Source organism: Rhodoluna miladensis (SeqCode), assembly GCF_965234705.1.
Lineage (GTDB): Bacteria > Actinomycetota > Actinomycetes > Actinomycetales > Microbacteriaceae > Rhodoluna > Rhodoluna miladensis.
In genome coordinates this window covers 292,279-314,722 of the sequence record NZ_OZ248465.1, presented here as the reverse complement: position 1 = coordinate 314,722, position 22,444 = coordinate 292,279, and the positions used below count along the sequence as shown (strand labels likewise).

Below are 22,444 nucleotides of genomic sequence, written 5' to 3'. Positions count from 1 at the left end.
TGCAGAAAGTTATTCACAGCTTGAGTTCAATCGAACCAAGAGCTGCAATCGGGATTGCTGGGTTTTGCAAATAGTCAGTAAAGAGAAATCCTCGGGATATTCCAATAAGCCTTAGCTGCTGTGGCTTCGTCCTTGGCTCCAGATAACTAACTTGCGCTAGGGCGGGAAATTGCCGGCTAGCCAATAGCTCTCCGATTGCCTTGCGGGTGTATTCCAAGGTTCTAGTCACCACACCTACTTGGGTCTCAAACTGCACGCTTCGAAGGATGCTTCGTCGAAAAACACCCCGTGTCTTTTCATCTTCTAGGTTTCCCGCGAGGAACTCTCTTCCGAGAGTTGGGCTAGTTAGCTCTCTGGAGCTGCCATCAAGAAGCTGCAACCGAACCAAGTTGCAGTTGGTGATTAAGGAACGTAGATCTCTAAAAGAATTTTCTTGTAATTCCATTGCTGTTATCGAATTCATCTGGCGATTGTCTAGCAAAGCAGGTTCCTTTTGGAATCTTTTCCACAGCTTCGCCCGACTCAACAATTTGCCGATTAAAGGTTCTATCCTCAAACAATCTCAATTGGGGGATTTCATATTGAAAGGGGCACCATGCGAAGGCAAATTGTAAGAATCGAAGGCTCCATCCATTCACGAGGTTTTGAGAGCCAAAGACATTTAGAGTTCGGACCGGATATGCCAAGAGCCGAACCTCTAAAAACCCCGAATGTATTTCTAGCCAGCATGGCAAGAGCAATTCATGAAGTGTTGGCAGGGGTTAGATCAGTTGATCAGCTATCTCGGGTTGTTAGTGAGCAGGTGTATGAACTGCTGCGATCAAGGGCAGCAGCCGGAGCGCAAGCAAGATTGAAAGCTGGCCGAAAGCCTTTGATTCAACCAACGGACGTTCTGAAAGTTAGATACCAATCCCCCGCCGAGGACGTAATTGAATCGGTTGTTTTGCTTTCTAATCGGCAACGGGCAAAGGCAGTGACAATAAGACTGGAGAGTCAAAACGGTAGCTGGAGAGCTACCAACATCGGTTTTCTCTAATCCTTGAAGAAGGAACTGCCTTTTTCTTTCTTTCCAGCAGCCTTACGATTTGCCTGCTCTTGCTTCCTGGCAGCAGCTCGGTTAACCGGTGCCTGGTTTAGTACTGGCTTCGCTTCATCTGCTGGTGCTCCAGGAGCGCTGTAGGTCAGGTTTGCCTGAGGCTTGATCTGATCAACCGGTGACTGGTCCAGCTTTACCTCAACGTTGAATAGGTAAGTGATGGCCTCTTCACGGATTGAGCCCATCATCTGCTGGAACATTTCGAAACCTTCACGCTGGTACTCGACCAGTGGGTCACGCTGTGCCATGGCACGAAGACCAATTCCCTCTTTGAGGTAATCCATTTCGTAAAGGTGGTCTCTCCACTTGCGATCAATCACTGACAAAACAACTCTTCTTTCAAGCTCGCGCATCGCATCCACGCCTAGTGACTCTGTTCTTCTGGCGTACTGAATCTTGGCATCGCTGATGATTTCGTTTGCCAGGAACGAAGCGGTTAGCTTGGTTCGCCTTCCAGCCTCTGCAAGAACCTCGTCGATTTCAATAGAAACTGGGTAAATAGCCTTTAGCTCAGTCCAAAGACCCTGCAGCATCGAATCGGTGTCCTCTTTGGATTCCATAGCAGAAGTGGCTAGGTACTTGAAAGTGTCCTCTAGGAAAGTCTGAACGCGACCTGCGATGTCATCGCCTTCGAGGATGTGACGGCGGTCGCCATAGATAGCCTCGCGCTGACGGTTTAGAACATCGTCATACTTCAAAACGTTCTTACGAATCTCCGCGTTTCTTCCTTCAACCTGAGACTGCGCACTGGCGATTGCGCGAGAAACAACCTTTGATTCGATTGCGGTGTCATCAGGAACGCTGGCGCGGTTCATCAAAGCAGATGCAGCACCCGAGTTGAATAGGCGCATTAGATCATCGGTTAGTGATAGGTAGAACCTGGATTCACCAACATCTCCCTGACGACCGGAACGACCTCGTAGCTGGTTGTCAATACGACGAGACTCGTGACGCTCGGTACCAAGAACATAGAGTCCTCCAACAGATAGAACCTTCTTGGCTTCAACTGCAACTTCTTGCTTGATGCGCTCAAATTCCGCAGCCCAGGCAGCTTCATACTCTTCTGGCTGCTCCTCGGGGTTTAGACCTTTGGAGCGCAGTGAATCAACAGTTAAGAACTCAGCGTTACCACCGAGCATGATGTCGGTACCACGGCCAGCCATGTTGGTGGCAACTGTGATTGAGCCAAACCGTCCCGCCAGAGCGATGATGGCCGCTTCGCGGGCATTGTTCTTGGCGTTTAGAACTTCGTGGCGAACTCCGCGCTTGGCAAGAAGCACCGAAAGGTACTCGCTCTTTTCGACGCTGGTGGTACCGATCAGAACTGGCTGACCTTTAGCGTGACGCTCAACGATGTCCTCAACAACCATGTTGAACTTGGCCTCTTCGTTTTTATAGATGAGGTCAGACTGGTCCCATCGAATCATTGGTTTATTGGTAGGAATTGGAATAACACCGAGTCTGTAGGTAGCCATGAACTCGGCTGCCTCGGTCTCGGCGGTACCAGTCATACCGGCAAGCTTTGAGTAAAGACGGAAGAAGTTCTGCAGTGTCACGGTAGCTAGAGTCTGGTTCTCAGCCTTTACCTCAACACCCTCTTTGGCTTCAATTGCCTGGTGGATACCTTCGTTGTATCTACGGCCAGAAAGAATACGGCCGGTGTGCTCATCGACGATTAGAACTTCGCCCTTGATAACGACGTAGTCCTTGTCCTTCTTGAAAAGAGCCTTGGCGCGAATGGAGTTATTCAGAAATGAAATCAGTGGGGTGTTGGTGGACTCGTATAGGTTTTCAATTCCTAGGTAGTCTTCAACCTTTTGGATTCCTGGCTCCAGGATTCCAATAGTGCGCTTTTTCTCATCTACTTCGTAGTCGATAACCGGCTGCAGACGCTCGGCGATCTTGGAGAACTCAGTGAACCAGCGGTTGGCCTCACCTGAAGAAGGACCAGAAATAATCAGAGGAGTTCTTGCCTCATCGATAAGAATCGAGTCAACCTCATCGACGATTGCAAAGAAGTGCCCGCGCTGAACTAGGTCAGCCTTTTGCCACGCCATGTTGTCGCGAAGGTAGTCAAAACCAAACTCGTTGTTGGTTCCATATGTAATATCCGCAAGGTACTGCTCTCTGCGCTCAGCTGGCTCCTGGCCCGAAAGAATGCAACCGGTGGTCATACCAAGAGCTCTAAACACACGGCTCATAAGTTCTGACTGGTAGCCGGCTAGGTAGTCGTTGGTTGTAACAACGTGAACTCCGCGTCCAGCAATTGCGTTTAGGTAGGCAGGCAAGGTAGCAACAAGAGTCTTACCTTCACCGGTTTTCATTTCGGCGATGTTGCCAAGGTGCAGTGCAGCTCCACCCATTATCTGAACATCGAATGGTCTAAGACCAATAGTTCTGGTGGCGGCTTCACGCACGGCTGCGAAAGCTTCTGGCAAAAGGTCATCTAGGGATTCGCCGTTGGCGAATCGATCTCTTAGAGTCTTGGTTTCGTTCTTGAGCTCTTCGTCGGAAAGCTGCTGGAACTCGCTTTCGAGGGAGTTCACTGCCTTGGTTAGGGCCTTGAGTTTGGCAAGGACCTTGCCCTCTCCTGCACGAAGAATCTTGTCAAAAATAGACGCCAAAATGCGCTCCAAATCAAATGGGAAGTTATTACCTCAATCTTAGACGCTGGCCCTTTAGAGCACCTAGCGGGGGGTAAATTCAGCAAATTCACAGGGCCGCAGCTGGTTTTGACTCGCTGATTACCAGCGCTCCAAGAACTTTAGCTCCGCCCACCGATAGCGCCCTCCAGGCTTCAATCAGTGTGGCTCCGGTGGTGCAAATATCGTCCACCACAAAGCAGGGCCTGCCCGCAACTTTCTGATTTAAGGACATACTGCCTGCAAGGTTTGCTTGGCGCTGGGAACTTGTTAGCCCCACTTGATCTTTGACATCTTTTGCTAACACTAAGCAGTTCAACACGTGCGCATTCGAAACCTGATTGGAAAGCGCTCGAGCAAGAACGACACTGGGAGTAAATCCGCGTCGTGCGAAATTCTCTACGCGACTCGGTGCTGGCACTAAATAGACACCTTCAGTAAAGACCGCTAAGTCGGCTGCTAAGGGTGCAATCAGTTCCGTCAAATCACTAACTAGTGCCGACTGACCTCGATCTTTGAACGAAACCAACAACTTAGAAACTTCAGGCCAAAGATAAGTTGCGGCTCGACCATGTACTGGGCCACGTTCAAATGCGTGAGGTGAGGGCCGAAGAACTTGACGGCAATCTTCACAGAGGTTTGGTCCTAGTGCATCACACACCGCACACCTAGAAGGAAAGACAAAATCGAGTAAACGCAAATTCTTCATGCAACTATTTGAGCCGATTGCATCAGCTCACACTTACCCCTAGGAGTAAGTTGTTGAAAACAAATTTGTTGGCTAGTTGACCAAAGCCAATGCTCGAATGGATTGACGAAGCGGTGTCCATGCCGATCCACGATAAGAAAACAGTTCACCAGATTCAGTCAAAAGATAAAGCTGGGAACTAGTTCCTGCCGCGACAATCTTTCGGGTGCCTGGAAGCGCGGGTAGTTGCCTCGAGGTGCCACCGATAGTGCTAACTAGCGCAGTGGTGGCACCGTTCGCGGTGTTGACAGTTGCAATCGTGATTTGGTCAATCCAACTAATCGATGATGGATTAGATAGTTCCCCTGCCACCTCAATTGGTTCGGCAAGCTCTATTGGGGTGCCGGTGAGATTTCTAACGACTGCACTAACTAGCACCCGAGTCCGGCTAGGTCCTTGAACCAGCAGGGTAATCTTTGAACCCCCAGGAGCAATTGCAAAGGCCCGAACTGATTGGCCATTTAGCCAAGGCGCTGAAACGATGCTTTGCTCAAGGCTTGGGGATGTTGCGATGATATCGGAACCAATAACTCGACTCATACTCCACAGATACTCCTGACTATCAAACTGGATATCGGCAATAGCAGCTCTGGAGTTAATTTGCTCAACATCGGCGCCCGGTCTATCCCCTCGAGTTCTAAACACTCCGCTATCGGTCAAGGTTGCAATCCAACCCGATTGGCCAGAAAGAGCAATTTCCGTAAGCTCTGATTGTTCAAAGAAGTTTTTGCCAGCTTCGAAAACTGATTCCTGTGATGACGCTAAAAGTTCTAGACCTTCTTCTCCAACTATCGCAAGAGCTCTAGGGCCAAGCACTCCAGTGCTGTTATCGGCATCAACGATTTCCTGCATTGCTCTTTCAATTGAAATTGCCACTTCGGAAACATTTGGTAGCTGAGATAAAGTCGCCTCCAGCTGAGCCTTTATCAAATATCTATCCGTACGCGAAGCAATCAAGGCACGAGCGGTTAGATCCACCAGAGCAACGCCGTTTTCAATGGTGACCGCATCGATGGATAATCTTGTGCCGGTGGGTATCGCCGATACAACCGCTGGTTTCAACCAGCTGCTCGCTCCTCCAAGTAGTGCGTTTGCCAACCTGGTTCCAGTTGCTGGCGTTGTTGGAAACCAACGCAGCTCAGGAACCAAGAAACGTTTTTGTCTGTCTAGAAAAAAGACCGAGTAGCCACTAAAGACCACATCAAAAACTGGCCGAATCAAAACCGTTGCATCCGGAACACGACTTAGTCGCCACTCTGCATTCTCGAGAACAAAGCTGAACTCAAGCACGCGGCCGGTTCCTAATGGAGTCACCTGGTATTTTCCGTCGGCATCTACGGTTGCCGCCACATCAATTACTAACTCAGCGGTGTCCTGATCTGAGATAACAACCTGTGGGCTTGATCTTTGAATTAGAACTTCTTGGTTGGGGTTCCAGCTCGAGCGAATGGATTCACTCAAATATTCTCTGGCAACCGCGTAGTCGTTTTGTGGGCCGGTTCCAGCAGCAATAAATCCGTTCAGAATCTCGGTTTGACTAGCACCGTCAAAAGGGGAAGAAGGTGAATAGTAAAAAGAGTCCCCGTCAGTTGTTGGAACAAGATCTGGACCAATGCGAACCGGGCCCGCAATCGGCAATGAGGCACAGCCAGTCAGGGTCATAACCACTGCCAGAGCTATCAGCCGCTTCAAGATTGGTCTCCAGGTGCTTGATCGTTCGGCAAAGCTAATGGCGACTCGGTGATTTCCGAGCCTTGAACTTTCGGCAGTGTGAGTCTAAAAGTAGCTCCGGCATCGGGAGCTGCCCAAACATCAAGCATTCCTCCGTGAAGCATGGTGTCCTCCAGGGAAATTGCTAGCCCTAGACCGGTGCCACCGGAAGTTCGCTTTCTTGCCGGGTCTGCTCTCCAGAATCTGTCGAAGACGCGCTCTAGTTGTGCTTTAGTCATTCCAATTCCGTTATCACTTACATTCACCGCTACCGCGTGGGCGTTTGCTCCAACCTCAACTCGAATTGGTTTTCCTTCGCCGTGTTCAATTGCATTCGCGAGCAAGTTTCGAAGCAGTCGTTCAATTCGGCGGGAATCAAACTCGGCCAGTATTTCACCGGTTGGAGCAACAACTTCTATCTGGCTACCGCGGTTTTTCGCAAGGGGATCAATTGAAGCAATTGCCATTCCAACTACTTGATTCAAATCGTGAATCTCAAGCTCTGCCCTAACAGCTCCAGCGTCGTAGCGGGAAATTTCAAGTAGGTCATTTAGCAAAACTTCGAAACGAACAATCTGCCCGTGCAACAGCTCAGCTGATCGACGAAGGGTTGGATCCAGTGTGTCTCGGGCTTCAAAGAGCAGATCACCTGCGAGTTTGATGGTGGTCAGTGGGGTTCTAAGTTCGTGAGAGACGTCGGAAACAAATCGCTGCTGCATTTTTGAAACGCTTGCAAGTTTTGTAATTTGTCGCTGCAAGCTATCGGCCATTTTGTTGAAGGAGCGAGCAAGAACCGCGATGACGTCCTCGCCTTTTTCAAGTAGTCGAACATCTAGTGCTCCGTCGGCAATCTCCTCTGAAACTTCAGCAGCGATCTTGACTGGACGAACCAACCAGCTGGTAACCAGGAAAGAAACTCCACCGATGATAAAGATAAGTACTAGTCCGCCAATCAAAAGTGTCTGCTGAACGAAATCAAGAGTTTGTTGAGCACTGGAAAGATCAAACACGAGGTATAGCTCGTACTTACCGGCCAGTGGAATTTCAACTGGGGATCCAACAACCATTCCGGGGCTAAGGCGGGTAAGCCCTTCCTCAGCAAAGGAAAGCTGAATCGATTGGTAAAGCAATCGCCCTGCGCTGTTTCGTACCTCTTCCCTAAAGCTCTGGCCAATCAACTGGGTATCGAGTCCCGAAGAGATCGGGCTCTGAAGAAGCTGAATTCCAGGCTGTCCCGGGGTTCGAAGCAGCGCCACGCGTCTGGTGTCGGCAACTCCAGTTGCCTCAAGCTTTGGAACCACTGAGTTCAAAAGAATCTGCAGAGCCACTTCGTCGTTGACGCTGGAGGCGGCAAAAGTGTTCTGGACATCTATAACTGCAGCTTCGGACTCAGCAAGGATCTGGCTCAGCCTTGCCTCGAACAAACCATTTCCGATTGAGAAAGAAAGGAATCCGCCAAGGGCAGCAATCAACACTCCACTTAGCGCAACCGTGGTGGCGACCGCTCTGGCTTGAACCGAGCGTCTTAGAAGCTTCAGCATCTTTGCCTAGCCAGCCCTATAGCCGATGCCTCGAACCGTAGTGACGATCTTTGGATTGTCTGGATCTTCTTCGATCTTGGAGCGCAGTCTTTGCACATGAACGTTCACTAGCCTGGTGTCAGCTTTGTAGTGATAGCCCCAAACTTTTTCGAGCAGCATCTCGCGCGTGAATACCTGCTTCGGTTTTTGTGCAAGGGTCAAAAGCAAATTGAATTCGAGCGGTGTAAGAGAAATTTGGCTTCCGTTTTTTAGCACCTGGTGTCCAACTACATCCAAAGTGAGGGGTCCAATGGTTACTGCCTCTTCGAGGCTGGTCATCGGTCTAAGTCTTGCCTTGATTCGAGCGGTTAGAACGCTTGGCTCAAATGGTTTCACGATGTAGTCATCGGCCCCTGCTTCAAGCCCCAACACCACATCCGTGGTTTCAGTCTTTGCGGTGAGCATGATAATTGGTGTTCCGGCAATGTTTCGAATCTCGCGACAAACAGCGATTCCGTCTTTGCCCGGAAGCATTACATCCAGCAGAACAAGATCTGGCTCAAACTGTTTGAATTTTTCTAGGGCATGATCACCATCGGGACAGTACTCGGGAGTAAAGCCCGCAGCCGAAAGAACAATTCCAACCATTTCCCGAAGCGCATTGTCATCATCGATGACAAGGATCTTTGGGTTCATGTCAGTTCCTAGTAGCGGTAGTGATCTACCTTGAATGGTCCAGTGGCTGGTACCCCAATATAGCGTGCCTGCTCTCCAGTAAGTTCAGTCAGTTCCACACCCAAAGGAGCTAGGTGCAGTCTTGCAACCTTCTCGTCCAAGTACTTAGGAATGAAGTGAACGCCCAGTGGGTAAGCATCGATGTTGGTGAACAACTCAATCTGAGCCAGAACCTGGTTTGAGAACGAGGTGCTCATAACAAAGCTTGGGTGACCGGTTGCGTTTCCAAGGTTCATTAGTCGACCTTCGGAAAGGATTAGAACGCTTCTGCCGTTTGGAAGAACCCACTCGTGAACCTGTGGCTTGATCTCGATCTTGCTAACACCGGCAATCTTGCCGATGCCCAGCATGTCAATCTCGTCATCGAAGTGACCGATGTTTGCAATCACTGCGTAGTTCTTCATCTTCATTACATGCTCAGGAGTAATCACGCGAGTGTTACCGGTTGCAGTTACAAAAATGTCTACTTCTTCTAGAACTGTTTCAAGCTTGGCAACCTGGTAGCCATCCATTACTGCCTGCAGAGCACAGATTGGATCGATCTCGGAAACGATAACTCTCGCACCCTGTCCGGCCATGGCCTCAACTGCACCCTTACCGACATCGCCGTAGCCGCCGACCCAAACAGTCTTGCCTCCGATTAGAACGTCGGTTGCGCGGTTTAGACCATCTGGAAGTGAGTGTCTGATTCCATACTTGTTGTCAAACTTTGTCTTGGTCACAGCATCGTTCACGTTGATAGCTGGGAACAATAGTTCGCCGCGCTTGAAGAACTCGTAGAGTCTGTGAACACCGGTTGTGGTTTCTTCTGTCACACCGATGATGTCTTTTGCAATCTTGGTGAAGCGGTCCTTTGACTCCTTCAGTGAATCGCGAAGCAACTCAAGAATCACACCGTACTCTTCGCTGTCATCTGCACCGGTTGGAGGAACTGAACCGGCAAGTTCGAACTCGCGTCCCTTGTGAACTAGCAATGTGGCATCGCCACCATCATCCAAAATCATGTTTGGTCCGGTGTAATCCAAACCTTCTGCTTCTGCCTCTGTTGACCAATCAAAAATTCTTGAAGTTGCCCACCAATACTCAGGAAGAGTTTCACCCTTCCAGGCGAACACAGGAACTCCCGAAGGCTGAGCTGTTGTTCCAGTTGGACCAACAGCAACAGCAGCTGCTGCTTCGTCCTGGGTTGAGAAGATGTTGCAACTTGCCCAACGAACTTGAGCACCGAGTGCTACCAAAGTTTCAATTAGTACGGCAGTTTGAACTGTCATGTGGAGTGAGCCGGCGACGCGGGCACCCTTTAGTGGCTGGCTAGCAGCGAACTCTGCACGTAGGGCCATAAGTCCAGGCATCTCGTTTTCCGCAAGGCGGATCTGGTGTCTTCCAGACTCGGCTAGGGAAAGATCGGCAACTTTGAATTCGATTTGGGTTTTAGGTTTCAGCATCTACCTATTATCCCCCGAAAATCTAGCTTCTGATGATCCCCAGAACCTTGTCGGTTATGGCTTTGCAGGCCGCCTGGTCGCTAGATTCAACATTTAGCCTCAACAGTGGCTCAGTATTGGAGCTTCTTACGTTGAACCACCACCAAGGGCTCTCGCCTTCGGCCGAAGCGATAGTTATCCCATCTAATTCGTCTACTGAATGCCCTGAATACTCAGCCCTGATTTGCGCGATTTTTGAAGCGGCATCAGTGACCGTGGAATTGATCTCTCCGCTTGCAAAGTACGGATCGAAGCGAGAAGTGAATTCCGACAGCGGCTTGTCCTGAAGCCCAAATTCTCGAAGCACATGCATCGCAGCTAACATTCCGCTGTCAGCTCCATAGAAATCTTTGAAGTAGTAGTGAGCCGAGTGCTCTCCTCCGAAGATTGCTCCAGTTTTTGCCATCTCGTCTTTGATTAGCGAGTGACCGACTCGAGTTCTAACAGGCTTAGCTCCAGCGGTTTCGATGAATTCAGCAACTGCCTTTGAGGTAAGCAAGTTATGCAAAACAGAAACGTTAGTTTTGCCCTTGGCTTTAGCTCTGGCGATTTCGCTAAGAGAAACAATTGCTGCAATTGCCGAAGGTGTGACAGGTTGACCTTTTTCATCGATGACGAACACTCGATCAGCATCACCATCAAAAGCCAGGCCAACATCGGCTTTGTGCTGGAGAACTGCTTTTTGCAAATCAACTAGGTTTTTGGGATCTAGTGGATTGGCTTCGTGGTTCGGGAATGAGCCATCAAGTTCAAAATACAAGGGAACTATTTCAAGCAGAAGCTTTGAAAGGCTTGCGCTAGTACCTAGCACCGAAGGAGCGGTAAGGCCGCCCATGCCATTTGCCGCATCGATAACAATCTTCAACGGGCGAATTGAAGATAGGTCAACAAGCTGCCTTAGGTAGCTTGCGTACTCGACCATGATTTCGTGTTCGCTTGAAAAACCTGGCTCTTCAACTTCTTCTATGCCAGAAGCTAGATACTTTTCAGCTCTTGCCAAAATCGCAGAGAGCCCGGTGTCCATCGAAATTCCTCTCGCGCCAGCGCGCGAGAGCTTGATGCCGTTGTAGGTGGCGGGGTTGTGGCTTGCGGTAAACATCGCAGCTGCCGCATCTAGATAGCCGGAGGCGAAGTAGCACTCGTCGGTTGAGCAAAGACCTAAGTTGATTGCATCAGCGCCTCGAGCATTAGCGCCTTCAATGAATGCCTCAACGAACTCAACTGAGGAATCTCGCATGTCGTGCCCGACCACGAGCGATTTGCCAGCAAGCTCAAGCTCGTCTGCGAAGGCAGCTCCGATAGCTTTGACGCCATCAAGTGTCATCTCGGAGCCAACCAGGCCACGGATGTCATACATCTTGAAGATTTTCTGAAGTGAGCTCATTTGCTCAAGAATACAATGGGGCCATGGCAAAAACCCCCCGCTCCCGCGATGGCTATCGCGATAGGCACGAGCGCGGCATCCGAAGACCAATACTTTCCAAGCTATTCAAGTTCGGTCAAACACGCTCGCACGGATTTGAGCAGTATGTCGAGACAGCGGTTGATTACCTCAAGGGCATTTGGGAAGAAGATCTAGCTGGACTCACCTGGAAAGTTTTGGATGCGCCACCGGTTACCGATTACACAACCGAGATCCCTAGGTGGCGAGTAGATCGTGACACCAACATCGTTGTGATCTATCGAATTCCAACCGAGCGTTTTGGCACTCACTCAAGACAGGGTGTTATCGAAGAGCGCCTAAAAGTTGAAGAACAAGTCTTTGAAGCAATTGCGGAACTCTTGGATATAGATCCTTGGGATCTAGTTCCCGAGTATTACAACCGCTAGCGGAATCTAACCTTTACTTCAGAGCCTAAGTTTTTAGGATCTCGAACATCCAAATCAGAAATCTGTCCCTCAATCAAAACCGCCACGGTTGCAAACACGCCAGCCGATTTTGGAATAGATACCGGTCCCGAAAGATCAACCGTTGCAGTTCCCAAAGCAGGAATCGAAACACTCACTCCCGCTCCGGATCTAAGGTTCTGTACCAACACAGTTGCGGGAGAAGTCCCGCTGTTAGCAAGCACCAAGATTGAATCTCCATCCGGACCAATCGCAACTGCTCGATCAGAAACTAGTTCTTCGGCGGGACTCACCCACGCAAAATCAAGCCTTGGTGTTCCGCCAGGGTTTCCTCGAGCTACCCGAAGAGCAGAGTAAACCGGTTTGTCGGATGAGACAAACACCGAGTAGTCGCCATCTTTTAGCTCAGCAATCGGAAAGTCAGAAACTGTACCCGGCTCGATGATTCCGGTAAAGACCGCACCAAAAGTATCGGCTTTGGAAGAAACCACCTGCACGGTGACGTTTGCACCCTCTGGAGCAAAGATGCGCAGCGCATGACCTGCATCGGAGTTCTCTTCGGCACCAAGTGCATCATTGATGACCTTTGTGCCGCGAATCACAAGTCCTGGCAAAACCATCTGCTCTGAAGCCTTAGGGTTTGGACTGATCCAATCCACTCCCCTTGCTTGTGTTCCTGAAACTGCACGGGCCTGAATCCATCCGGCAAGTTTTGCTCCCTGCGATAAAACCTGAACCGCAAGGGAAGGTACCGTTGGGGCAAAGCTTGCGAGGGATATGGTTGTAGTGCTTTCTGCTGGAACAGAGATTCCCGATAAACCAGAAACTGTAACTTCACCCAGGTCAGTAAAGACTCGAAGATCAGCTGTTGCGTCAATTGGGCTTGGGTTAGTTAGCACCATCAATGCTTCCCGACCGGCCAGGGTTGAACCACCAACGATTGTGAAGTCATTGCTTGGCTGCTGGCAAGAAGCTGCTGCTAGACCACGCATTGATGAGATAGCCGATAGCTGTGTTGAGCTTCCAGCAATAACAAGCGCTCCTTGGTTAGCACCTTGATCGGCATTCAGGTTTGTTAGCGAAGCAGCCTCACCCAATGACGAAGAACCAAACACTCGGCTTCCGCCTAATTCAATAGCAGAAACAGAAGTTTCAGAGATGCTTCTTTGCTCGAGCTCGCCGGTTCCATCCGCTGTGTAGAAAAGATCCGCTGAGCCCCAGCGCTCAATCACACTTAGGTTCGTGCCGGAATCGCCACCGCTTCTAAATAGCGGTCCTGGGCAAACCAGCTGCATGTCTGCCGGCTTCACGCTGAAGCTACCGCTGGCCGAATCAAAGCTAACCGTGAGATCTACTTTCGGCGCAAACACTAAACCTGCCGCTAGCACTGCTGCCACCGATACAAAAGACACGATTCGGAAGATCACTAGTTGTTCTCCTCCACATCAACAAAGATTGCGCTTTCATTTCCGTTGCGCTTTCTAATTGAGCTGGTTGGAAGGGCAAGCAAGAAATAAAGAACTAGCGCGCCAAGACTTATCGCTTTAGTCAAACCGAAATCAAGCTCCGCGGTTTTTGGCTCTGACACCACAGACTGAACTTTCCAGAGTTGACCGAAATCGGTTTCTCCGATTGATTCAAGTCCCCTGGTTGAATCAAGTGCCATCTGCAGATCGCGATCGGCTGGGAAGACAAGAATGTAGCTGATTCCAAATTCTTCTAGCGGGGTCAAAACATCCGCGCCGTTGGCCGAAACAAGATTGGCTACCAGCTGGCCCAAGACCTGGTACTGCGGATTCTCATTTGAAAGTCCGGAGTTAGCAATCTGGAAAGCGGTTGAGAGTTTCTCAAACTTCACACCCGAACCTTCAAACAATTCAGCCGAAACCGAATCCTCGCCTGCGCCAAGCTTTAGTGTTCTAACAAACATCCCTGCATCACTATCGGCCTGGATAATCGATGGCACGCTCCTGCCATCGGAGTAAGAAACAGCTGGTGGGTTTGTAGCCTGAGCAAAAGCTGCCGGCCCAATTCCAACAACTGCAAGCACGGCTATAGCAATTGCCCTAAGGGCTGAGCTAGCGGTCGCAAGTTGCGCAAAGGCAGCAATGGCGGCCAGGCCAAACAACGCCAGCAATGAGGTTAGTTCAAGACCAATAGAGGAAATCTCCCCAAAGTCGAATTTCACACCGGCTCCAACAAAAGCCAAGGCCAGTGCGAAAAGGGCAACTATCCAAAGCGCGAGTGAAGCCTTGGCTCCCGGGGTAAGAAGTGTAATCAGAGCCAGTACCAAAACCGGGACAGTAATAAAGAGTCCAAATGAAAGAGCGTCAAAACCGAAGCCAAAAAACGGCAGTGTCCAGTTCGCGTCCAATGCCCTTGGGGCTCCAATTCCTGGGCTAAGCAATATAGACAGCGGCTGGGAAGTCGCCAACCTCTCCAGGACAAGAGGTACAAACCAAACAACAGTCAGGCCAGTTGTGAAAAGCAGAGGCATTAGCTTTCTAGGCCTAATAACTGCCAGACCCACAATCAAAACCAACAGTGCCAGACCCAGCACCGGAGAGCTTGCAGCCACCAATGCCAGCAAGACTCCAGACAGGCCTACCTGCGACCAGGTTGAAACAAAAGAACCCGGATTGGAAATTCCAAGAGATGCGACCTTGGCTACAGAGAGAACCAGAAATGGCAGGAGCGTGATTGCAACAACTTGAGCAAATGCAGTTTCGGCAATTGATGCAGTCAGCGCTGGCCACAGCGCGTAAGCAAGGGATGCTGTGATGCGCATCGGGTTACTTCTTGTGATGAGTCCAGAAAGGTAGAAAAAGCCCGTGAAGGCAATTGCGGTTGCAAGAAACAGCACGAGGGTGAGTGCCAGGCTTGGCGCAAAAAACAGTGGTGCGCTAAGAATAGCTAGCACCCAGCTAAAGGGATCGGCTGCACCATCAAATCCAAGACCCAGGCTTTGGTTTGTAGAGCCAGCCTGAGAAAAGATTTCTAACCAGTTGCTAGAAAGCGGAATTACCCCGGAACCTGAAACGGCGAGATTAGTTGGAAACCACAAAACGTTTAGGGCAACGAGTCCTAGAGCAAACCAAATCGCACCCGAGGACAAAAAGCCCGAGTTGGGACTCAACGCAACTTCGTCGTTATCTCCCCTGGCGTGGGCGGCAAGAAGCTGCTTTGAAACTTCCTGATCTTTGGCTCTTTGGTTGGAGCTTTTTAGCTCCTGCCTGGTGGCTCGAAGGGTAGCAAGCGACCGCAGCTTTGCTGAAGTGGTGCGGCGGATCCGAGAGCGGGAGCTAAGAATCCTTGCAAACTGCATAAAGGTAGTAGCGGCGGCGGCTAATTCAGCCGGGATTGAGCCAGCACGCTTTCGAACCAGGAGAACGAGCGAATTGGCAATTGCGAATGGAATAAGTAGTAACCAGCTCAAGACAAAGCCGATAAAGCTCGCGTAGCTAAGCGCCAGATAAAACTCCGCATGCCGAATGGCTTTGGCTGGGGTTCCGCCCAGCCATCCCATGGAGCGCTTGCCGTTCATAGAAAGCATCTGGTGGGCGATCTTGGAATCCGGGGCTATTGCCACCCGCCCGCCGCTTAGGCGAGCACGTATGGAAAAATCAACATCTGCCGCCAGCGGCGGAGCCTTGGGGTCGAACCCGCCGAGCTGTTTGTACTTCTCTAAATTGACCAGTGCGCCGGCAGTGCCAACGGCCATCACATCTTCTAGGTGGTCGTGCTGGCCCTGGTCGAATTCTCCCCGCACTCGGCTAAACAATCTGCCGCCACGGGTAAGAGTAAGCCCCATTTGCTTGATTAGCTTTGAATCATCCCAGTCGACCTGCTTGGGTCCAACAACTGCCAAAGAAGGGCTGAGCTCTACTTCCATTAGAAGTTTCTCTAGTGCATCAGCATCGGGTGCACTGTCATCGTGCAAGATCCAAAGATAGCCATCGGTAGCTAGGTGCTTCACGGCAGCTTCAATGCTCAAAGCAAATGAAGTTTTGTGATTTAGCTTGAGAGTTTCAAATCCGGCGGTTGGGCCTGGTTCATTTCTTGAAGTGTCAACAACAAGAATTCTTGAAGGAGGAGAAGTTTGTTTTGAAAGTTGGTCTAGAACTCGAGTTAGAGATGCTGGCTGATCGTGCGATAGCACTACGGCAGAAACGTTAACTTTCATTGTTGTGCTTTCCTAAAAGTTGGACGCACTAAGCACGTTTTTTAAGCTTGCGTCTTTCTCTTTCGGAAAGGCCGCCCCAGATTCCAAATCTTTCATCGTTAGCAAGTGCATACTCGAGGCACTGTGCCTTCACGTTGCAACCGGTGCAAATTCTCTTGGCGTCTCTTGTCGAGCCACCCTTTTCTGGAAAGAAAGCCTCTGGGTCGGTCTGTGCACAAAGTGCATCTGCCTGCCAGGAGAGTGGATCTTCTTCAAAGTCTGAGTAGGCACCCGCGACTCCCAAAAGAATCGGGTCGATAAACCAGTTATCTGGAACTTGTCCGCGACTGTCCATGTGTTGCAATTCCGTTCACTAAGTTGCCACTTCCCCGAAAGGATCTAAGGCAAAACTTTCACTCGTGTAATTACACTGTTGTTATTCACCTGTTGTCAAGTTCAAATCCACAATCTGTGGGGTCCCCTCCCCACTGAATCCGCCAGTATCCTTGACGTTATGAGCACTTTGGTGACCGGCGGAGCTGGGTATATCGGGTCCCATGTGGCCCGTATTTTGAGTCAAAATGGCACCCCCGTCGTAGTGGTCGATGACCTCTCCACAGGCTTAGATTCAAGGGTTTTGGGCCTTCCAACGACCCGTATGGAGCTTTCAGCACCCAATGCCATAGGCGCCTTGGAACAGCTAATAGCGGAGCATAAAGTCACCTCCGTGGTGCACCTGGCAGCCCTAAAACAAGTCGGGGAATCAGTTGAAAAACCCGAAGATTATTTCTTAAAAAACCTTGGTGGACAGGCCAATTTGCTCACCGCCATGAAAAACACCGGGGTCAGAAAATTCGTGTTTTCTTCCAGTGCCGCAAGCTACGGGGTGCCTGATGTGGACTTGGTATCTGAAGATCAAACCCCGCAGCCGATCAATCCCTACGGTCAGACCAAACTCATTGGTGAATGGATGGCGCAAAATGCGCAAACGGCTTGGGGGCTATCTCACTCCAGCCTTCGCTACTTCAACGTTGCCGGCGCCGGCTGGCCAGATCTTGCCGACACCCAGTTGTTGAACCTAATTCCAATTGTTTTTGCAGCTCTTAGGTCAAACACCAAGCCAAAGGTATTTGGCAGCGACTACCCAACCCCTGATGGAAGTTGCATTCGCGACTACGTTCACGTGATGGATCTAGCAAATGCCCATGTTGCAGCCCTTGACTACTTGAACCAAGAGTCAAGGCCTTACTCAGTATTCAATGTTGGAACCGGAGCCGGCTCCTCAGTTCTCGAGGTTATGGACCAGATCAAAAAAACCACCGGTATTGATTTCGAGTACGAGCTAGTTGCCAGAAGAGCTGGCGATCCACCAAGACTTATTGCCGATGTTTCAAGAATCAACAAGGTCATGAACTGGAAATCAGAGAACTCACTAGCTGAGATCGTGGATAGCGCCTGGAAGGCATTGAACTAACTAGGCTCTAGGTACCCAGAACAACAAAAGCATCGCCGCTGCCGCTAAGGCTAAACTTCTTAGCTTCGCTCACAAAGACAACCTCGCCCTTTTTCAAAACTTCGCGCTCTTCGAGGCTCGTGCCAACGGCTATTTCTCCACTGACGCAAACAATCACGGCGGCCGCAGGAAGATCTATGTCAGCCAACAAATTAGAGCCGGTGATTTGGGCCCGATAAACCCGAAACTCGGAGGCTGAAACCGGGTACTCAACCAACCCCTCGGCCAGCTTCTTGGTTGCAACGACCGGTTTGGAAAGCTCGGAAAAGTCAGTGATGTTTCTAAGTTCTGCTTTGTCGATGTGTTTTGAAGTCAAGCCTCCGCGCAGGACGTTGTCGCTGGAAGCCATTACCTCTACTCCAAGACCTGACAGGTAAGCGTGCAAGTTGCCGGCCGGCAGAAAAATCGCTTCACCGGGTGCTAGTCGAACGAAGTTTAAAAGCAGCGAAACTAAAGCACCGGTATCCCCTGGGTACTTATCCAACAGGTCAACAACTAAGGCCCGTGCCCGCTCTGAGATTGAATCCGAATCTAGGCTTGCCACAGAGCTGGCAAAGCGCCCAGCAAGTTGGCTATCTTCCAGAAGCTCACTAAAGATTTCCTCGAGGCTTGCATCTGTTGCCGCCAGAGCTGAAAGCTCGCCGAAGCGGGCTTCCGATTCCGAAAAGGCTAGGAAGATTTCTAGAATCTCAGCTCTAGGTCTAAACCCACACAACGCCTCGAAGGCGCTTAGTGCAATCAAGATCTCGGGTTTATGGGAATCATCTTTGTAGTTTCGCTTTGGATCAGCTAGGTCAATTCCGTCGGCATTTTCTTTCGCAAAGCCCGCCTTGGCCTGAAGGGCATTTGGGTGAACTTGTATCGACAGGGGTGAATCGGCTGCTAAGAACTTCACTAGAAAAGAAAGCTTTGAGCCAATCGCCTCAGAAAGATTCTGGCCAGAGGTAAGAAGTTTTGACTGGCCACCAGCGTGGGTTCCAAACCAAACTTCCGCTACCTCTTGGTTGGTTGGTCCCAGACCTAGCTGGTCCTGAATTAGATGCTTTGAGCCCCAGGAAAAGTTTTTTACTTCACCGCTGATTCGAACTAACAAGCTGGCTTTTTCCTAGCTCTTGAAATACTCGTTGGCTCGCTCGAGGTCCTCGGCAAAATCCACCTCGACGGCATATAAATCGCTGATATCAACAGCTTGGAATCTAAGGCCATCGGATTCAATGCCTACCTCTATGCCTTTCTCGAAGTAGTCCTGGTCATCAACCCCAGCAAGGCGCTTAATCAAGGCTTGCTTGTCTTTGGAGGAAACAAAGTTGATGCCAACGGCTTCTCCAAGACCGTTAACGACCTGCTTGGAAAGCTCGGCGATAAAGCCATCGGCCGAGAGGGTGTATTTGACCTCTTCGTCGCTGACCTTGGCGGTGTTGACAACAACGAACGACTTATCCGACTCAATAAGAGGTAGCACTCGGTTTAGTACTTCAGGGTCAAACACCACATCGCCATTTAGCCATAGGGCTCCGCCATCGCTGGAGGCCCGAAGGGCCTTCAAGAGGGATTTGGATGTATTGGTCTGGTCGTAAAGCTCGTTATAGACAAAGATTGCCTCAGGAAATCTTTCAATGATGGCCTCGAGCTTGAATCCGACCACAATCATCGCCCGGAAATTATCCCCAAAGGCGTGGGCCAAGTTATCCATCTGCTGCTTCATGATGGAGCGACCATCACGCAACTCAGCGAGTGGCTTTGGAAGAGGACGGGCAAGCCGTGTTCCCATCCCGGCAGCCAGGATGATTACCTGTTCAGACATAACCCCAAGTTTAGGGAAGTTTGAGGATTTGACCGATTTTGATCAGGTTCGCGTTAGTAATTGAGTTCAAATCCATAAGAATCTTCGAGGTTGTTCCAAACCGTGAAGCGATTCCAGTCAGAGTCTCGCCTGGTTTGACCTTGTACTCCTTAACTGGAGACGGTTTTGGCTTTGGAGTAGCCGAAGCACTTGGCTTAGGAGTTGGCGAAGCTGAGGCACTTGGCTTAGGAGTTGGCGAAGCTGAAGCACTTGGGCTCGGTGTTGGTTTTGGAGTCACGGTCGGAGTCGGTGTTGGTTTGACCGGTGTCGGGGTTGCCACAGGAGTCGGGGCAACAGCAACGCTGTCGCTAACAACAGCTGTTTCAGCGCCAACTTTTGAACCGGTTGGCACTCTAGCGGCGAATACCGCATCAACAGCAATCGCGCTTGGACCTGAGCCCTTTAGGGCAACGTAGCGAGCTTTGCTCGCGATTGGTCTTTTCTCGCCAGCTTCAACTAGGAAGTATTGACCTGATGAGGTTCGGATAAATCTTGAGCCTGGCGAATCAGAGATCGACAGTGCAGCGCAGGTTCCAGGATCTAGTTCGTTCGCTGTGGTTGGGTACTGTGAGAAAGTTGCTTCGCTAACGCGAACTAGTTTTCCAGCAACAACCAAATGCGGTTGTGCGCTGCAAGTGACCTTTATGCCCGACAGGCTCCCGGCTCTCTCGTAAGAAGAAACAGCGGACTTCTTGACTGTCCTGGCTGAGCTAAGCCCAAGTGCTCGAGCCTGTTCGGTGCTTGGAATCTTATACAGCCGGCTTAGGCCATCGACTAGGAAGTTTGTGCTGCCAACTCGAACCAAAGCGCCGGGAGGAATAACCTGACTGCCCTTGCGCATCTGGCTTAGCGCCGAAGGCGAGATGCGGTGCACGGTGTCTTCTTCAAGACTTGCTCGAACTGCCTTGCGGTCAGAGGTTTGAATTGGACGAAGTTCACCGTCGTTTACCAAAAACAAAGTGTCGTTGGCGGTGGAACGTACCACCGCAGGAGTCACAAGTTCTTCAGCAACGGTAGGGATTAGATCCAGAACTGATGCAGGTAGCACGGTTGGTTTCTCAATCCAGTTCTCGGTGTCTTGAATCAGGCGTTTTCCAGCAGGTGTCAATAGGTACTGCGCTCCCGCACCATTGGCAACGATTGATTGGATAACTGGTCCCACGCTAAGGGCTTGAATACTTTGGGTGCTCAGAGTTGAACCGGCTCCCTTAAACCAAACTCCAAAGTTGACATCGGCGGCTGTAGCTGCATCAATTCCAAAGAAGCTGCCGTCGGCAACAACTCCAAGGGCACCGGTCTCACGGTTGCCAACGAGGGAACCGTTGCTGGCGATCGGCGCTCCAATTGGAAGATAGTTCAAAGCCTCTCGCCTAATTGGCGATGAGGCAGTCAGCGGCAAGCTTGCTTCAGCAGCGGAAGCATCATTCAAAATTTCGCGTAGCTGACCGGCTTCAACGAAGTAGCGGTCATTGCTTGCACCAACTACCACGTTGGTCACTTCTCCACCAGTAGCTAAGGCAGTGAACTGGGTGCTGGTCAAAGTCACAGCAGAGCCACAGTTCAAACCAAATGAGGCAACTTGCTCACAAGTTGCAAAACTCATGCGCTTACCATTATCTACAAACCAGTAACGATCGGCGGTTGAATTTTTAATCAGTGGGGTCATATCCCCCACGGTGACAAAGCTGTCTAGGTAGTCTTTGGAAATTTCACCAATCGGGCCAAGTGGTGCCAGCGATGAAAGTAGCACTGAGTCTGGAACACGGTATTTGACCTCATCGACAATTAGGAAGGTTTCGCTCTTAGCAGCCTTCAACAAGAAGCCTCCGCCAATTGGAGAGCCGAACCAGTCAGAGAAGTATCTCCAGAAGTTTCTGTTTCCGTATGAGCTACAGCTATCCCCGGTTGAGTAGAGGTTGGTCAGTGCAGCCTGGTTAGGAACATACGGGGTGTAGTAGTAAAGGGCAGCGGTTGCCTTGTTCTGCAGAGTGAAGGACTGCGATCCACAACTTGGGCGGTTTGGATAATACTCCCTTGAGATAACAGAACCTGGTCTGAGCCAGGTAAAGGAACCGGCTGGGTTGCTGTACCAGTTGAGTTGCCCGACACCTTTATACAGCTGCCAGAAAAATCCTGCTGACGCGGCACTACAACCACTTGGACTATCGGGGCAGTCCATTCCCAGTGCAAAATCATATGCTCTAGGGCTCGGATCAGTTGAGGTGATTAGACCTTGCTCTTTTTGTAGTTTTACCAAAATCACTCGGGGATTAATTCCACACGCACGTGCGATGTCATAAATCAGTTCCGCTGCAGTGATGTTGGATTTTGCTGGAACAGATTCGCATCGACCCGGAGACCCGGTAGCTCCAGGAGTACTCAGGCGATAGTCCTTTATGCAACCCGGACGATCGGCAGCCGCGCGACAGGCAGCAACTCTTCCATCTAGAAATCTTTGAATGTCCGCTACCGACATTGTTCCAAAATCGTAAAAGACGCTGTCGCTGATGATTAGGCCCGGATCAAACATGGATCCGTTTAGGGCGGCAGCCGGTTCTTGCTCAGAAGGTATGGCAACTAGACCGAAAACGGTAACTGTCATTACCGTTACGGCAGCCCAAAACTTCCGAAGAGATTTAAACATTAAGGAATAATCACCTGGAACTTTTCAGATTCCCCTGCGTACTTAGCAGACTCGTAGCCGATCACCACATCGACCATTCCCTTTGGAAGTCTGGAGAGTGCAGTTGTTAATGGATAGCACTGCGTGGTGCTCACGTTGTGCTCAGCTGGAACTCGCTCCATGACAATTGGGGTATTGCCGGAGTAAAACGTGATTACGCACTCTCCGCCATCTTCAGCAAAGTTAACAACTTCACCGATGATCTGAAGGTTAGTTCCGACGATCTCATAGAACAAAACCCGGGGCTTTGCCAGCTCCTTTGGAGCAGCAGTTGGAGTTTCGGATGCGGTCGGGGTTGGAGTGGTCTCGGAGGCGGTAGGGGTTGGATTCATCGGATCGCTTGGAGTCTCGTTACTTCCAAGATTTGGATAAAACAGGGCGCAACCAGCCAGGGTTGCAACAGCAACCAGTGTTGTGGTGATTAAAAGGGTCCGCTTCATGGCTCAACTCCTAGACACTC

18 protein-coding genes are annotated in these 22,444 nt (G+C 50.4%); 3 read left to right on the top strand and 15 right to left on the bottom strand.

Annotation, left to right across the window (positions count from 1 at the left end):
- Positions 1-13: 13 nt before the first annotated feature.
- Positions 14-463: a hypothetical protein gene (locus AC8GDC_RS01560; protein WP_506558135.1), complete on the bottom strand. Its 450-nt coding sequence runs from the start codon at positions 461-463 to the stop codon at positions 14-16.
- A 216-nt stretch (positions 464-679) separates the two neighbouring features.
- Between AC8GDC_RS01560 and AC8GDC_RS01555 the strand changes: the two genes are divergently transcribed.
- A complete protein-coding gene (locus AC8GDC_RS01555; RefSeq protein WP_506558134.1) occupies positions 680-1,036 on the top strand; it encodes an Rv3235 family protein in 357 nt (118 codons plus the stop codon).
- Here the strand turns inward: AC8GDC_RS01555 and secA are convergent.
- The 7 genes from secA to AC8GDC_RS01520 all read right to left on the bottom strand — a co-directional run bounded on the left by secA (position 1,033) and on the right by AC8GDC_RS01520 (position 11,319).
- Positions 1,033-3,720 carry a preprotein translocase subunit SecA gene (secA, locus tag AC8GDC_RS01550; RefSeq protein WP_506558133.1) on the bottom strand — a complete coding sequence of 896 codons (2,688 nt, stop codon included), beginning with the start codon at positions 3,718-3,720 and terminating at the stop codon, positions 1,033-1,035. The genes AC8GDC_RS01555 and secA overlap by 4 nt on opposite strands.
- Positions 3,721-3,808: 88 nt before the next feature.
- Entirely contained in the window at positions 3,809-4,447 is a 639-nt protein-coding gene (locus AC8GDC_RS01545; RefSeq protein WP_506558132.1) for a ComF family protein, read from the bottom strand.
- 72 nt (positions 4,448-4,519) lie between these two features.
- Positions 4,520-6,178, bottom strand: coding sequence for an LpqB family beta-propeller domain-containing protein (locus tag AC8GDC_RS01540; RefSeq protein WP_506558131.1), 1,659 nt, complete (start codon positions 6,176-6,178; stop codon positions 4,520-4,522).
- Positions 6,175-7,737 (bottom strand): MtrAB system histidine kinase MtrB, encoded by a 1,563-nt coding sequence (gene mtrB, locus AC8GDC_RS01535; protein ID WP_506558130.1) that lies wholly within the window; start codon positions 7,735-7,737, stop codon positions 6,175-6,177. The genes AC8GDC_RS01540 and mtrB overlap by 4 nt, the downstream gene beginning before the upstream one ends.
- 6 nt (positions 7,738-7,743) lie before the next feature.
- Positions 7,744-8,412 carry an MtrAB system response regulator MtrA gene (mtrA, locus tag AC8GDC_RS01530; protein WP_506558129.1) on the bottom strand — a complete coding sequence of 223 codons (669 nt, stop codon included), beginning with the start codon at positions 8,410-8,412 and terminating at the stop codon, positions 7,744-7,746.
- A gap of 8 nt (positions 8,413-8,420) precedes the next feature.
- Positions 8,421-9,896, bottom strand: coding sequence for an adenosylhomocysteinase (gene ahcY, locus AC8GDC_RS01525; protein WP_506558128.1), 1,476 nt, complete (start codon positions 9,894-9,896; stop codon positions 8,421-8,423).
- Between the two features lie 22 nt (positions 9,897-9,918).
- The gene (locus AC8GDC_RS01520) at positions 9,919-11,319 is read right to left on the bottom strand and encodes a phosphomannomutase/phosphoglucomutase (RefSeq protein ID WP_506558127.1); all 1,401 of its coding nucleotides are present in this window, start codon (positions 11,317-11,319) and stop codon (positions 9,919-9,921) included.
- Between the two features lie 23 nt (positions 11,320-11,342).
- On the opposite strand from AC8GDC_RS01520, the gene AC8GDC_RS01515 reads away from it, so the two are divergent.
- Positions 11,343-11,765 carry a hypothetical protein gene (locus AC8GDC_RS01515; protein ID WP_506558126.1) on the top strand — a complete coding sequence of 141 codons (423 nt, stop codon included), beginning with the start codon at positions 11,343-11,345 and terminating at the stop codon, positions 11,763-11,765.
- On the opposite strand, the gene AC8GDC_RS01510 is transcribed toward AC8GDC_RS01515, so the two are convergent.
- Genes AC8GDC_RS01510 through AC8GDC_RS01500 form a run of 3 tightly spaced genes read right to left on the bottom strand, consistent with a single transcriptional unit; the run spans position 11,762 to position 16,300 of the window.
- A complete protein-coding gene (locus AC8GDC_RS01510; RefSeq protein WP_506558125.1) occupies positions 11,762-13,210 on the bottom strand; it encodes a DUF5719 family protein in 1,449 nt (482 codons plus the stop codon). The two genes, AC8GDC_RS01515 and AC8GDC_RS01510, sit on opposite strands and share 4 nt — an antisense overlap.
- Positions 13,210-15,966 (bottom strand): glycosyltransferase, encoded by a 2,757-nt coding sequence (locus tag AC8GDC_RS01505; protein ID WP_506558124.1) that lies wholly within the window; start codon positions 15,964-15,966, stop codon positions 13,210-13,212. The genes AC8GDC_RS01510 and AC8GDC_RS01505 overlap by 1 nt, the downstream gene beginning before the upstream one ends.
- Before the next feature lie 28 nt (positions 15,967-15,994).
- Positions 15,995-16,300 (bottom strand): WhiB family transcriptional regulator, encoded by a 306-nt coding sequence (locus AC8GDC_RS01500; RefSeq protein WP_506558123.1) that lies wholly within the window; start codon positions 16,298-16,300, stop codon positions 15,995-15,997.
- Between the two features lie 159 nt (positions 16,301-16,459).
- Here AC8GDC_RS01500 and galE point away from each other — a divergent pair, with 159 nt between their 5' ends.
- On the top strand, positions 16,460-17,419 hold the full coding sequence (galE, locus tag AC8GDC_RS01495) for a UDP-glucose 4-epimerase GalE (protein ID WP_506558122.1): 960 nt from the start codon (positions 16,460-16,462) through the stop codon (positions 17,417-17,419).
- A gap of 7 nt (positions 17,420-17,426) precedes the next feature.
- On the opposite strand, the gene manA is transcribed toward galE, so the two are convergent.
- From manA to AC8GDC_RS01475, 4 genes are read right to left on the bottom strand one after another with little or no spacing between them, the layout of a single operon-like run.
- Entirely contained in the window at positions 17,427-18,551 is a 1,125-nt protein-coding gene (gene manA / locus AC8GDC_RS01490; protein WP_506558121.1) for a mannose-6-phosphate isomerase, class I, read from the bottom strand.
- A gap of 12 nt (positions 18,552-18,563) precedes the next feature.
- Positions 18,564-19,262 carry a phosphocholine cytidylyltransferase family protein gene (locus tag AC8GDC_RS01485; RefSeq protein WP_506558120.1) on the bottom strand — a complete coding sequence of 233 codons (699 nt, stop codon included), beginning with the start codon at positions 19,260-19,262 and terminating at the stop codon, positions 18,564-18,566.
- 10 nt (positions 19,263-19,272) lie between these two features.
- The gene (locus AC8GDC_RS01480; protein WP_506558119.1) at positions 19,273-21,903 is read right to left on the bottom strand and encodes a LysM peptidoglycan-binding domain-containing protein; all 2,631 of its coding nucleotides are present in this window, start codon (positions 21,901-21,903) and stop codon (positions 19,273-19,275) included.
- A gap of 41 nt (positions 21,904-21,944) precedes the next feature.
- Positions 21,945-22,424 (bottom strand): hypothetical protein, encoded by a 480-nt coding sequence (locus AC8GDC_RS01475; protein ID WP_506558118.1) that lies wholly within the window; start codon positions 22,422-22,424, stop codon positions 21,945-21,947.
- Positions 22,425-22,444 lie beyond the last annotated feature (20 nt).